Genomic DNA, 13,265 nt, shown 5'->3' with positions numbered 1-13,265 from the left:
GAAGGAAATTTGCTTTTATTTATGTTTATGAACGGAGCCTCCAGACTTGTCTATCACCCGGCCTCCTTGCTTTCAGGATCTGATCCTGCGCCTTCACACTTTCTGGGCTCAAAAAGGATGTGCAATCCTGCAACCTTATGACACAGAACTTGGAGCAGGCACCCTCTCTCCTTACACGACATTACGTGCTTTAGGTAAAAAACCCTGGGCAGCCGCATACGTGCAACCATGTCGCCGTCCCTCTGATGGACGTTATGGTGAGAACCCCAACCGGCTTCAACATTATTATCAATATCAGGTCCTGCTGAAACCAACACCGCAAGAAAGCCAGAATCTCCTTCTGGAAAGCTATCGTGCAATTGGTATCGACCCTGAAAAACATGACATCCGCTTTGTGGAAGATGATTGGGAAAACCCGACTATCGGAGCCTGGGGACTGGGCTGGGAAGTCTGGTGTGACGGAATGGAAGTCACGCAATTTACATATTTCCAGCAGGTTGGCGGAATTCCGACTGTCATGCCCTCAACTGAACTGACCTACGGACTGGAACGTCTTGCCATGTACGTGCAGGGTGTAGAGAATGTCTATGACCTCGATTTCAATGGCAAAGGCCTTACATACGGCGATGTCTTTCTCCGTGCCGAAAGAGATTATTCCCGCTATAATTTCGAATTAGCTGATACGGCTATGCTCTTTTCACATTTCAATGATTGTGAAAAAGAGTCCCTCCGTCTTTCCGAGGCTGGTGTTGCACAGCCTGCGTTTGACCAATGTCTGAAAGCCTCACATCTTTTCAACCTGCTGGATGCCAGAGGTGTCATCTCCGTCTCTGAACGGGCATCCTATATTGCACGAGTCCGTATTTTGGCCAAGGCCGCCTGCGAAGCATGGCTTGCCCCTGAAGAAGCCGAAGACAAAAAACGCTCTGAGGGAGCAAATATTCATGGCTGAATTATTTCTTGAACTTTTGAGCGAAGAAATCCCTGCAGGAATGCAGGCTCGTGCCGCCAATGACCTTGCACGACTTGTCACAAAAGCCCTTTCTGAACTTAACCCCAGGGAACTTCACCCTGCTTATGGCGCACGCCGTATTGCACTAACCCTTACGCTTGATCCTTTCCTGCCAGCGCGCACGCAGAGTGAACGCGGCCCGCGAGAAAGTGCCCCAGAGCAGGCTTTGGAAGGTTTCATGCGTAAGCATAATGCTACCCGCGAGACCTTGAAAAAACAGGACGGATTCTGGGTTTTAGAGCGGAAACTTCCCGAACGGCCCGCCTCTGCCATGCTGGCAGAATCACTTCCTGATATTTTATGGAATTTCCCCTGGCCGAAAGCCATGCGCTGGGGACGTAAGTCAAATTTCTCATGGGTCCGTCCGCTTCACCGGATCACATGTCTGCTGGATGGCACTATTGTAGAATTCTCGCTTAAGCGTGAAGAAGATGAAGCTCACGGTTTACACTCTAGCAACATCTCTGAAGGCCATCGTTTCCTTGCCCCTGATTCCTTTTCCGTTACAGGCTCGGAACAATGGCGTCAGGAATTGGCAAAGCGTTTTGTCATTGTTGAAGATAGTCAGCGTCGTGCCCTTATCGAAGAGGGCGTTCATGCCTTGGCCCGACAGAAATCACTTGAATTGGCCAAAGATAGCTCCCTGACGGAAGAAATTAGTGGACTTGTTGAATATCCTGTTTCGCTCTTAGGCCAGATTGACCTGCAATTTATGGACCTTCCTCCTGAGGTTATGCAGGTTTCAATGCGCATTAACCAACGCTATTTTGCCCTACGTACGTATGAAGGCAAGGCTGCACCCTATTTCGCCTTTGTTGCCAACCGCACTTTTGAGGATGATGGCGCTTTATGTATCGCAGGGAACGAACGTGTTCTGCGCGCCCGTTTTGCCGATGCCCGTCATTTCTGGGATCTGGATCGCAAGACGAAACTATCTGACCGCGTCAATGACCTCAAAGCCGTCACCTTCCATGCCAAATTAGGCACACAAGAAGAACGTGCAAAGCGTATAAGCCATCTGGCGGGGCTTATCGCCGAGGCCATGAATCTCTCCTCGACAGAGAAAGCACAAGCTGAACGCGCAGGCCTTCTGGCAAAAACCGACCTTACAACAGGCATGGTTGGAGAATTTCCGGAACTGCAAGGCATTATGGGGGGCTATTATGCGGCCCATGATGGAGAAGATCAGGCCGTTTCTCTCGCAGTTTCCGAACATTATAAACCCCGTGGCCAAGACGATGATACGCCTTCAACGCCAGTCTCCGCTGCGGTCGCCCTTGCTGACCGTCTGGACATGCTGGCCGGGTTTTATGGGATCGGTGAAGTGCCAACAGGTTCGGGAGATCCTTATGGCCTGCGGAGAGCCGCCCTTGGAGTGATCCGTATTATCCGCGATCATCAACTGCGTTTCGACCTTGGCCTATTACTCGCTCAGGCAGCTTCCTGCCTTTCTGACCGGCAGACATCTGATAGTGCTTTAAAAACACTTGAGGCCTTTTTCACTGAACGGCTTAAAGTACAACTTAAAACAGAGGGGAAACGACATGACGTTCTTGATGCGACACTGGCCGTAACACCTGCTCTTGAAGGAAATTCGCTCTTTAAGGAGCATCTTGATGGTGATCTTGTCAGACTTTTAAATCGTGTCGAAGCACTCTCTGACATGATTGAACATGAAGATGGCCAGAACTTGCTCGCTGCTTACCGCAGAGCGGCCAATATCCTGCGCATTGAAAATAAAAAAGATGGCCCTCATACGGGCAAGGCCGATCCTACTCTTTTTACACAAGATGAAGAGCATGCTCTACAAAAAGCCCTTTTTGAGTCTGCCCCTATGCTGCAAACATGCCTTGAGAAGGATGATTTCACTGGTGCGATGAAGCATCTGGCTCAATTACGCCCCTTCATGGACCAGTTCTTTGATAAAGTCACTGTCAATGCCCCAGAAGCTGAGCAGCGCAAAAACAGACTTCTACTCCTGGCTTCTTTCTGTAAGGAAGCCTCTTCCATCGCAGATTTTAATAAAATAGACGGCTGAATAATTCCCCCTGAGAAAGACAGAATTTCTCAGGGGGAACATTTTTAAGCTACCGGATTATGCGTACCTATCAGCTTGATACCAAAGCCGATAAAAATCAGCCCCGCAACGCGGTCCAACCATTGAACAACCTTTGGTCTTTTCAGAAATCTACCCAGTGGAATTGTCAGGAATACAAGCAGACACAACCATAAAGACGCAACAATGATCTGAATTATGGTCATAAGGACCGTAAACAGAGCAACATCAGCATGAGGCGGAATAAATTGTGGGTATAGCGTCATTATAATAATACCAATTTTGGGATTAAGCAGATTTGATAAAATCCCCCTGCGCACACCTCTGCCGAACAGATTCCGGTTATTTGTAACATCCTTGCTTTCCCCCTCTGCATCCAATGCAGTCCTTGGCCGGAATAGTGCCTGAACACCAAGCCATGTCAGATAGGCAGCACCTAGATATTTCAGAATTGAAAAGGCTGTCTGGGAAGTTGCTATCAAGGCAGACAGGCCCAGCGCCGCTGCACTGCCCCAAATCATTAGCCCGAGGCCAACCCCTATCACAGCCCCTATCCCCGCTATGTGGCCTTCTCTCGTAGAAGTCCGTAAAACCATGACCGTATCAAGACCCGGTGTCATGGCAAAAATAACCGAGGCAACCCCAAAAACAAGTAAGGGGATTACATAATGATGAAGCATAAGAAAAATCAGTCAGAAAAAACGTTTTGATTCCGGATCAGGATCATCACGATGAACCCAGCAAGAAAGGAGAAGACCAAAACCGAACATCATGGTCAACATAGCAGATCCCCCATAAGAAATCAGGGGCAATGGTACACCCCCTACAGGGATAGCTCCCATCACCATGGAGAGATTTACGGCACAATAGAAGAAAAAATCCATTGTAATGCCCAGCGCTAATAATTTCCCAAAACGGTTACGACAGCGCAAAGCCATAAACATGCCACTTAGCACAATCAGCATTAAAAGCCCTATGACAACAATGCCGCCTATATACCCCCATTCCTCTCCAATCATTGTAAAAATAAAATCCGTTTGCTTTTCAGGCAGAAAATTGAGTTGTCCCTGACTTCCATGCAGGTACCCTTCCCCCCACATACCACCTGAACCAAGAGCGATTTTCGATTGGATGATATTATATCCTGCACCCAGAGGGTCATGTTCAGGATTTAGAAATGTTTCTATACGGGCTTTTTGATAATCATGCAGATGTGCATATACAAATTTCCCTAAAAAAGGCAGAGGCGCAACAATAAGGATAATCTGCCACCACCTCATCCCTGCTGCAAAAAAGAGAGAGGCACCGAGCAACCCTATAATGGTTGCCGTTCCAAGATTCGGCTCTTTCAACACAAGAACGACGGGTAAAAGCGTCAATAAGGCAGGAATAACTAATCTTAATGGATTGCCCATTTCCTGACGGTTTATCCGTTGAAACCATGTAGCCAGCATCAAAACTAAAGCTATTTTAGCAAATTCAGAGGGCTGGAACTGAAACCCTGCCAAATTAATCCAGCGTTCTGCCCCTTTACCAACATGCCCTATTTTCAGGACCAGCGTTAAAAGGATAATAGATATTCCGTAAAGCGGCACCGATAAATAGCGCAGCATACGAGGAGGAAAAAAGGCAAGACAGATCATCATAATCAGTCCGAAACCAAATCTTATGGCCTGAGGCTCCGCATAAAGTTTGGCGTTCCCCCCCCCAGCAGAATAAAGGGCTATATAACCTACCGCTGCCAGCAGGCAGACAAGCAAGACGAACACCCAGTTAATACGCAAAAAACGCGAAAAAATATGAAAGTTAGGCTCTGAACGTAATAAACGCTTCATCGTTTTAGGAATTGTTGCGTTTATCATAAGACCATTCTCCAAAAGGTGCGATAATGATCCTTAATCATCAAAAGAATCGGCGCTTGCTACGACACCTCTTGTCATTGTTGAGCGGCTGGCAGGATCTCTCAATAATGTATCGGTCATGATCTGTTTTGCCAGAGGTGCTGCTTCCGCAGCCCCTGCATTACCATGCTCCACAACGACTGAAACAGCATAGCGCGGGTTATCATAAGGAGCAAAACAGATAAACAGCGCGTGAGGACGATATTCCCACGGTAAACTCATGGAATTAAAATGACCACTTTCGCGCATCGCCCGTGAAACACGCTTGACCTGCGCTGACCCCGTCTTGCCCGCCATCAGGACACCCGGGATATCAAGACGTGCTGCCGGCGCTGTTCCATGCGGTTCATTCACCACCGCAAACATGCCACCCCGCACGATATCAAGCTGCTCTTTTGTAAAAGGAAGCTCTGTAGGCGTAAGGTGATCTGTGTCCAAGCGGCCATGATCGTCAATCGTTTTCAGAAGATGCGGGTAAACACGTTTCCCCAATGCCAGACTGGATGCATAAGTAGCCAGAGCAAGAGGCGTTACCTGCACAAAACCCTGCCCAATCCCTGCATTAACAGTGTCACCACCATTCCAGTGATGTCCATGCTTGCGGCGCCATTGAGGGGTTGGGATAATGCCTGACTGAACATGTGGCAACTCAATCCCGAGTTTGGTTCCTAAACCAAGACTTTCTGAAGCCTTCTTTATTTCTTCCATCCCACAGCGGCGGGCAACCTGATAAAAATAAACATCACAGGAATATTTAAGCCCTTCATGCATGGTCAAGGCACCATGACCATAACGGCTCCAGCAATGGAAGCGTACTCCTCCCATATCAAGATAACCCGGGCAATGAATCCGCTCTGTAGGAGAAACCTTTCCTGACGACAAGGCAGCCAGAGCTACTGCTGGCTTGAAAGTAGATCCTGGCGGATAAACACCAGCCACGGCCTTATCAACGAGTGGCGTATGAGGGTCATCAATCCACTCTTTCCATTGTTTATGGCTGACACCACTATCGAATAATGTCGGGTCAAAAGAAGGGGTACTGACTAAAGCCATGATCTCCCCATTCCTGCAATCCATAACGACAGAACTTGCAATCCTGTCCCCTAATCGTGAAAGAACCTGTGACTGCAATACTGTGTCAATCGTCAGACCGAGCTTATGACCAGGGACGCCTTCAACACGTTCTATCTCACCAATAACGCGCCCCGGAGCATTGACCTCCATCTCAACTGATCCAGGTTCCCCTTTAAGGGATGCCTCCTGTGTCTGCTCAAGACCAGCCCGTCCAACACGCATACCCGGCAAGGCCAAAGCGCCATCATGTTCGACATCTTTTTCATTAGGTGGAGCCACATAACCGATAATATGGGCCATAAGCTCTTTATGGGGATATTCCCGCGTCGTCCCCACATCGATGATGACACCTGGCAGTTGTGGAGCATTTAGACCAATGCGTGCCATGTCATCCCAGCTTAAAAACTCCTTCAACATAAGGGGAACATAGCGTTGAAGGTGCTTCTGATCATGCTCTATACGGACATGGTCATGCTCATCAAGGGGCACAATTGTTGAAAAATGATCTATGACACCCTGAATATCTGTCGTTTCCTCAGGCATGAGAAGCGCACGCCAATTCAAGCGATTCCCGGCCACAAGCACGCCTGAACGATCATAGATTGTGCCTCGCGGTGGAGCGAGTAACCTTTTGCTGATACGGTTACGGATAGCCCTTTCCTTTAACGCATCCCCTTTGACAACTTGCAAAGAGTAAAGACGCTCACCTAGCACGCCAACAACAGCCACCTGCGCTCCCATAAGCATGAGAGCCCTGCGTGTGAACACACTTCTCCCAGCACGCGAAGCCTCGTCTCCACGACTCGATGGGTGGCGTCCCGCCTCTTTATTGGCCCTGAGACGCAGTCTGAAAAGGTTAACAAACATTTAAAATAGAGTGCTTGGCCATCAAGGGTCTTAGATGACATCAATTTAGCGAATTAGCAGTTATTCTGCAAATGACTTATAATATTTTATTACGCCCAGGAAGCTTTAGCATGCCCAGAAAAAAGACATGGACACAGGGATAAAGTCCTACGGAAAGCGCCAATTGGAATAAAGCCAATATAGGGGAAAGGATATTGCCTGCCCTAAGGCACATGAACCCCCACTCCACCACGACGCCTCCAATCATCGTAGCCGAAAAAAATCCCCATGAACGCAAAAAGCCCCCTCGCGAAAGCTTCAGACGGGAACTATCAGCGACACCCGCTGTTACAAGCATCCATAAAAGCAGAACACCAAAAGGAGATGTCCGAAAAATTTCTGCGATTAATCCGCAGACAAACACGGAAAGAAAAGGCAGTGTCGCAGGTTTATAAAGCGTCCAGAACCAGACCTCTCCTAAAATAAGCGCCGTCTGTAGCTCGCTCTGCCCGGGAAAGGCAAAAGGCGCTGAAAAGAAGATAGCCGTGATAATAATAATGAGAGACGGAACAAGCTGCCGCCAGAAACGCCTTATCATTGCCCTTCCTTCTACTTTCTTACGCTGATATCAGCCATTGCCTATATGAGGAAAAGGCCAGAATTTTTCTAGTCCCTGCCAACTAGAGGGCTCCGATGTCTGAGGTGCCAGGGGCTCAATAGGTACGCGCTCTCTTACCCTGCCTTCAGCAGGTGGGGCATCAGAAGGTGTCCCACCATCAAAAACCCTGAGAAAAGAAAGATGGGAAAGATCTGCAACCGGCACCACGACCGGGCGCCCAGCCTGGTTATAATGCACGTGACCAACAACAACCCCCCCAAGCAATCCCTGCTGGGAATGGGTTTCAATCTGCTCACCCTCAACTGGCCTGTGGTCTGGTGAATAATAAAGTAAACGGGGTAAACTGGAATTATCACCTGTCATAATGGCATCACTCTGGGAAGAAACCATCGTCACAGGAATACGGCTTGCTGAATCCGTAATAAGCAGAACTCTCACAATATGCGGTCCAACTTCACTGACTCGCCCCACTAATCCGAGAGAATCAACAGCAATACTGCCTGTTCGAATATTATGTTGTCCGCCCACATCAAGCAGCACAGCCCTCAGATACGGCCCTGTTTCATCACGTATAGCCTGCCCTGCAACATAATTGATTTTAAGGTCTACACCCCAATGCAGCAGAGATTTTAAACGTGTATTTTCCGTCTCTATCTTCCTTGCAAGCTCAATCTGAGTTTGCAGATCGTGATTTTCCTGCCGCAGCCGCCTGTTTTCTGCCGTAAGATGTGTCACACCCTTAAAGTCAGAAATCCAGTTTTGAACCTGCTTTTGCGGGTAGACCATGACCGAATAAACAGGCGCCATTTCCTCCATGACACTCAGGCGAACAAAAGAAACAGCAGACGGGCACACATGCCCGATAAATATAATCCCTACAGAGATTACGATCAGTATGGGTAAAATAAAACCTGCTAATATTTGTCTCGCCTGAATGGATAACATTCTTGAAGGCTGAACCCCCTTTCGGAAACTTTAATACATACTGCTTAAAACGGTTTTAAGTCGTGGCATTTCTTCCAATGCCCGCCCTGTTCCCAGAGCCACGCACGAAAGTGTATTTTCAGCAACAATAACTGGAAGACCTGTTGCATCACGCAAAACTTCATCAAGACGGTGCAGCAGCGCACCACCACCTGAAAGCACAATCCCTTTTTCAACGATATCAGCCGCCAGCTCAGGAGGTGTGTTTTCAAGTACAGTCGCCACCGCTTCTACGATGTGAGCAACTGGCTCTTCAAGAGCTTCAGCAATCTGAGCCTGCCCTACTGTCACTTCGCGCGGAACACCATTGACCAGATCACGACCCTTGAGTGTCTGAAGAGGACCGTCACCCCCCTCTGCTGGAGGGGAAGCCGCACCAAGTTCTATTTTAATACGTTCGGCAGAGCTTTCACCGATCAAGAGATTATAATTACGGCGGATATAGGCGATAATCGCTTCATCCATCTGATCACCGCCGACACGGGCCGATCTGGCATAGACGATCCCCCCCAGGGAGATCACCGCAACTTCTGTCGTCCCGCCACCGATATCAACAATCATGCTGCCAGAAGGCTCTGTCACGGAAAGACCCGCTCCAATAGCGGCTGCCATGGGTTCTTCAATCAGGTAAACCTTGCGGGCCCCTGCACTTTCTGCACTTTCCTGAATAGCTCTACGCTCGACAGCCGTTGAACCGGAGGGAACGCAGATAACAATCTGAGGACTGAAAAAGGCACTGCGATTGTGCACTTTACGGATGAAATATTTAATCATTTCTTCCGCACTTTCGAAATCAGCAATCACACCATCACGCAAAGGACGGATCGCTGTTATATTACCTGGAGTCCGGCCAACCATCTGTTTTGCTTCATCGCCAACTGCCAGCACCTGACGGCGCCCGCGAGTGTCAGAAACAGCAACAACCGAAGGCTCGTTAAGAACGATACCTCTGCCTTTTACGTAAACGAGCGTATTGGCTGTGCCTAAGTCAATGGCCATGTCAGCCGACATGAGACCCAGCAGACGAGAAAACATCCGAAACTCCTGGCAAAACCTCTCTTATAGAGAAGTCAGAACAATTAATCAGAAACCATTTACCAGTCACGAGGAACAATCAGTTTGCTCCCCCAAATCGGGTAAACCAGTCGAGCCCCTTATTAGCCCTAAGCCCCCCTTATGAATCAAGCCTTTCAGGGCAGAAAGTGTAAAAATAATTTCTAAATCATTTTTAAGCCAATAATCAGCAGTAGAATTCCCATAAACCAACGCTGAAATCGTTCATTAAGTCGTCCGGCGCACAATGTCCCAAGCACAATGCCGGGTATGGATCCAGCAAGTAGACGTAGCAAGACTCCAAAATCGACACTTCCTTCAAACCAATGCCCCCCTCCTGCAATAAGAGTCAGAGGCACAGCGTGGGCAATATCAGTTGCGACCAATGTCGTGACCGGTAAAGCCGGGTAAAGGATCAGGAGCGCTGCCATACCAATTGCTCCTGCCCCAACCGAAGAAAGTGTCACTATAGTGCCTAGTAGAAAACCAAGCATCCAAGTAAGAACCAGCACCTTACGGCTGCCTTCAACGGTATAACGCTGCGCCCATTTATGAAGCTGTGGTCTAAAAATAACTGCCGGAGCTGTAATTAAAAGTGCAACCCCCAATACTACATGGGTCAAATGTGATGAGAGGGTATCTGCCGAAAAATAATGTAGAGCAACCAGACAAAGCACCGAACCAGGAATACTCCCAGTTAACAGTAAACCCACAATTTTCCAGTTAATTGTTCCGAGATGCCGGTTAAGCAGTGTCCCCGCAAATTTTGTCAATGCAGCGTAAAATAGGTCGGTCCCAACTGCTAGCTGCGGTTTAAAACCACACAGAAAGATTAATAGAGGCGTCATGAGCGAACCACCGCCCACTCCCGTCATTCCTATCAGGAAACCAACCAATAATCCCAGCGCTGTAAATACCCACCCATGTGTCATACTTATGCTCCGGTAGCTGGAGGAAGCCCCCAAGGAGGGCTCCCTATAAAACTATAGTTTACGAGGCAATATCCTCTGGCACTGAACGCTGACGTTTGACGAGCAGTTTATTTAGGGCATGCAGATAGGCTCTGGCCGCAGAAACGACCGTATCAACATCAGCCCCCTGACCATCTACAAGCCGCCCATTCTCTTCCAGGCGAACCGTTGTCAGGGCCTGTGCATCTGTCCCCTGCGTCACGTTAGCAACCGAGAACAGCCCCAAAGTCGCCTGATGAGGAAATGCCTCATTAATGGCTTTAAAGACTGCATCCACAGGGCCATTTCCTGTTGTTTCAACAGTTTCTTCCCGACCATCGATCGATAATGTCAGCGTAATCCTAGCCGGATGCGCTGTCCCTGCCTGAACAGTTAAGTCAATCAACTTTATATGCTCATTGCTTCGACCACCTTCATCAATCAGGGCACGGATATCGTCTTCAAAAACCACTTTCTTCTGGTCTGCGAGATCCTTAAAACGTTTAAAGGCATCCATAAACGCTTCTTCAGCCAGATCATCATAGCCCATAGCCTTCAATTTATCACGGAAGGCCGCACGGCCTGAATGTTTCCCCATTACCATTGATGAGCTGGTCCAGCCGACACTTTCCGGCGTCATAATTTCATAAGTCGCCGCATGTTTTAATACGCCATCCTGATGGATACCGCTTTCATGGGCAAAGGCATTACGACCAACGATTGCCTTATTAGGCTGCACGTCAAACCCCGTAATCCCCGCCAGCAACCGTGACAGACTCAGCAGACGTTCCGTCGTGATCCCCGTTACCAGACCGAAATGGTCACGCCTTGTACGCAGGGCCATGACAATTTCCTCTAACGCTGCATTGCCTGCACGCTCACCAATACCATTAATCGTGCACTCAACCTGGCGCGCTCCTCCCTGAAGAGCCGCCAGGGTATTTGCGACGCCGAGGCCCAGATCATTATGGTTATGTGAGGAAAAAATGACCTGATCAGCTCCGGGTACACGTTCGCGTAACATTGCAAAAATGGACTGAATTTCCTCAGGAACAGAAAAACCGACAGTATCGGGAATATTAATCGTCGTTGCGCCATTTTTTATCGCGGCTTCAACACTACGACACAGGAAATCCGGCTCTGTACGGCATCCATCTTCAGCTGACCATTCAACATCATCGGTAAACTGACGCGCTTGCTGATTACCCGCAGCGATAATTTCAAGAACAGTCTCAGGCTCCATCCGCAATTTATATTTCATATGAAGCGGTGATGTTGAGATGAAATTATGAATACGACGACGTTCAGCTTTTTTTAACGCCTCACCAGCTGCTTCAATATCACGCTTGCCCCCACTTCGTGCCAAGGCACAGATCACAGCGCCTTTAACGTGTTCAGCAATAGACTGCACACTTTCAAAATCCCCGCTAGACGCAACAGGGAAACCCGCTTCAATTACATCAACACCCAGTTCCGACAAAGCCTGCGCAATACGTAATTTCTCTTCCAGATTCATCGAAAAACCGGGAGACTGCTCCCCGTCACGAAGCGTCGTGTCAAAAATAATTACGCGATCATCTGTGATTTTACCAAAAGAAGGATGCTGGAATGCCATGAAAATATGCCTTGTCTAAACTGAATCAAAAAGAAGTTTTCAACCCGGTCCCCCTGAACACAGCCCGACAAACCCGTGCGGACGAGTGCTCAGGGGCTAATAAGTCGTAAAAAAAGGCAAGAACAGAATTTCATATCACTGATAGTGATTAGACAATCATTCAAGATAACGCAAGCAGGTTATTTAACTTTAGAAGTCTCCCAAGCAATAGTTATTAACCAAATCTGTTTTTCTGCGAGGAAAAATAAGCATCAATAGCCTGCTTCATTGCCAGCGCGACCTGCTGACGGTGCGCCCCCTGCCGTAAGGCCTCCTCATCCAGACGATTGGACATAAAGCCCATTTCCACCAGAATAGACGGAATATCAGCCGATTTCAGCACCATAAATCCTGCGTGTCTGGAAGGATGAGTCAGCAGCTTAATACGACTACGGAATGAACGGACAACACTATTAGCCATATGGGCTGAGCCTGCCCTGGTTTCTTCTGTCACAAGACTAGCTAAAATCTGCTCCACTTCGGGAGATAGACCATGAAAGGATGCTGAGGCAAAACGGTCAGCACTATTTTCCCTATTGGCCAGAAACGCCGTCTGACGGTCTGAAGCGCCACTTGAGAGTGTATAGACACTTGCTCCTCTGACAGAATGATCCAGCAGAGCATCTGCGTGCATGGAAATAAAAAGTTGAGCCCTATGTTTATGCGCTAGTTCAACACGCCCTTGCAGGGGAATAAATTTATCCTCAGAACGAGTCAGAACCACATTATAACGACCTGAAGCCTGCAAAATTCTCTGAAGTTCATGAGCCGTTGCCTGCGCGATATGTTTCTCGTAAGTCCCCGAAACCCCTATCGCTCCAGGATCTTTCCCGCCATGTCCGGGATCAAGCATAATCACTGGTTTCGGTGGAGGTGCCTTACGGTTGATCGCGGGCACATGTAGCACCCTTCCTTTATGAGAAATATTGGGGGAAATGGGCCGAGATAATGGTAACTTACGCGTATTTGCCCATAATTTTTCAGGCAGACAGGCTACCGCCATAAGCCATCCAGTTAGAATACGTCTTCGCAACATATATCACTACCAGTAATCGTTATTAGCGCATTTTTCCTTGGTTTCTGCTCTTATTACGGCATGATCATAAGCCATTTTTC

Annotated in this window: 11 protein-coding genes; 2 read left to right on the top strand and 9 right to left on the bottom strand. The window is 48.3% G+C overall.

Annotation, left to right across the window (positions count from 1 at the left end; genetic code table 11):
• The first annotated feature begins 46 nt into the window (after positions 1-46).
• Complete coding sequence (locus AC3B6P_RS08425; RefSeq protein WP_489805688.1) at positions 47-952, top strand: glycine--tRNA ligase subunit alpha; 906 nt, start codon at positions 47-49, stop codon at positions 950-952.
• Entirely contained in the window at positions 945-3,050 is a 2,106-nt protein-coding gene (glyS, locus tag AC3B6P_RS08420) for a glycine--tRNA ligase subunit beta (protein WP_489805687.1), read from the top strand. Before AC3B6P_RS08425 ends, glyS begins: the two co-directional genes overlap by 8 nt.
• Positions 3,051-3,094: 44 nt before the next feature.
• On the opposite strand, the gene AC3B6P_RS08415 is transcribed toward glyS, so the two are convergent.
• The 9 genes from AC3B6P_RS08415 to AC3B6P_RS08375 all read right to left on the bottom strand — a co-directional run bounded on the left by AC3B6P_RS08415 (position 3,095) and on the right by AC3B6P_RS08375 (position 13,185).
• Positions 3,095-3,748 carry a LysE family translocator gene (locus AC3B6P_RS08415; RefSeq protein ID WP_489805686.1) on the bottom strand — a complete coding sequence of 218 codons (654 nt, stop codon included), beginning with the start codon at positions 3,746-3,748 and terminating at the stop codon, positions 3,095-3,097.
• Between the two features lie 12 nt (positions 3,749-3,760).
• Positions 3,761-4,930, bottom strand: a complete 1,170-nt coding sequence (gene rodA, locus AC3B6P_RS08410; protein WP_489805685.1) for a rod shape-determining protein RodA — start codon at positions 4,928-4,930, stop codon at positions 3,761-3,763.
• 33 nt (positions 4,931-4,963) lie between these two features.
• Entirely contained in the window at positions 4,964-6,910 is a 1,947-nt protein-coding gene (mrdA, locus tag AC3B6P_RS08405; protein WP_489805684.1) for a penicillin-binding protein 2, read from the bottom strand.
• A 76-nt stretch (positions 6,911-6,986) separates the two neighbouring features.
• Positions 6,987-7,487 (bottom strand): hypothetical protein, encoded by a 501-nt coding sequence (locus tag AC3B6P_RS08400; RefSeq protein WP_489805683.1) that lies wholly within the window; start codon positions 7,485-7,487, stop codon positions 6,987-6,989.
• A 30-nt stretch (positions 7,488-7,517) separates the two neighbouring features.
• On the bottom strand, positions 7,518-8,453 hold the full coding sequence (locus tag AC3B6P_RS08395; RefSeq protein WP_489805682.1) for a rod shape-determining protein MreC: 936 nt from the start codon (positions 8,451-8,453) through the stop codon (positions 7,518-7,520).
• Positions 8,454-8,483: 30 nt separating this feature from the next.
• A complete protein-coding gene (locus AC3B6P_RS08390; RefSeq protein WP_489805681.1) occupies positions 8,484-9,527 on the bottom strand; it encodes a rod shape-determining protein in 1,044 nt (347 codons plus the stop codon).
• A gap of 182 nt (positions 9,528-9,709) precedes the next feature.
• A complete protein-coding gene (locus AC3B6P_RS08385) occupies positions 9,710-10,477 on the bottom strand; it encodes a sulfite exporter TauE/SafE family protein (RefSeq protein ID WP_489805680.1) in 768 nt (255 codons plus the stop codon).
• Between the two features lie 58 nt (positions 10,478-10,535).
• Positions 10,536-12,110: a 2-isopropylmalate synthase gene (locus AC3B6P_RS08380; protein WP_489805679.1), complete on the bottom strand. Its 1,575-nt coding sequence runs from the start codon at positions 12,108-12,110 to the stop codon at positions 10,536-10,538.
• Between the two features lie 214 nt (positions 12,111-12,324).
• Complete coding sequence (locus AC3B6P_RS08375; protein WP_489805678.1) at positions 12,325-13,185, bottom strand: N-acetylmuramoyl-L-alanine amidase family protein; 861 nt, start codon at positions 13,183-13,185, stop codon at positions 12,325-12,327.
• Between the last annotated feature and the right edge of the window lie 80 nt (positions 13,186-13,265).

The organism is Aristophania sp. ESL1142, assembly GCF_058107345.1.
The sequence above is the reverse complement of the archived record's forward strand: the minus strand, read 5'-3'. Positions and strand labels throughout refer to the sequence as shown.

Coding starts and splice junctions, on each gene's coding strand:
- AC3B6P_RS08375 (WP_489805678.1), bottom strand. CDS start 13,185: ATGTTGCGAAGACGTATTCTAACTGGATGGCTTATGGCGGTAGCCTGT.
- mrdA (WP_489805684.1), bottom strand. CDS start 6,910: ATGTTTGTTAACCTTTTCAGACTGCGTCTCAGGGCCAATAAAGAGGCG.
- AC3B6P_RS08395 (WP_489805682.1), bottom strand. CDS start 8,453: ATGTTATCCATTCAGGCGAGACAAATATTAGCAGGTTTTATTTTACCC.
- AC3B6P_RS08390 (WP_489805681.1), bottom strand. CDS start 9,527: ATGTTTTCTCGTCTGCTGGGTCTCATGTCGGCTGACATGGCCATTGAC.
- rodA (WP_489805685.1), bottom strand. CDS start 4,930: ATGATAAACGCAACAATTCCTAAAACGATGAAGCGTTTATTACGTTCA.
- AC3B6P_RS08380 (WP_489805679.1), bottom strand. CDS start 12,110: ATGGCATTCCAGCATCCTTCTTTTGGTAAAATCACAGATGATCGCGTA.
- AC3B6P_RS08385 (WP_489805680.1), bottom strand. CDS start 10,477: ATGACACATGGGTGGGTATTTACAGCGCTGGGATTATTGGTTGGTTTC.
- glyS (WP_489805687.1), top strand. CDS start 945: ATGGCTGAATTATTTCTTGAACTTTTGAGCGAAGAAATCCCTGCAGGA.
- AC3B6P_RS08400 (WP_489805683.1), bottom strand. CDS start 7,487: ATGATAAGGCGTTTCTGGCGGCAGCTTGTTCCGTCTCTCATTATTATT.
- AC3B6P_RS08415 (WP_489805686.1), bottom strand. CDS start 3,748: ATGCTTCATCATTATGTAATCCCCTTACTTGTTTTTGGGGTTGCCTCG.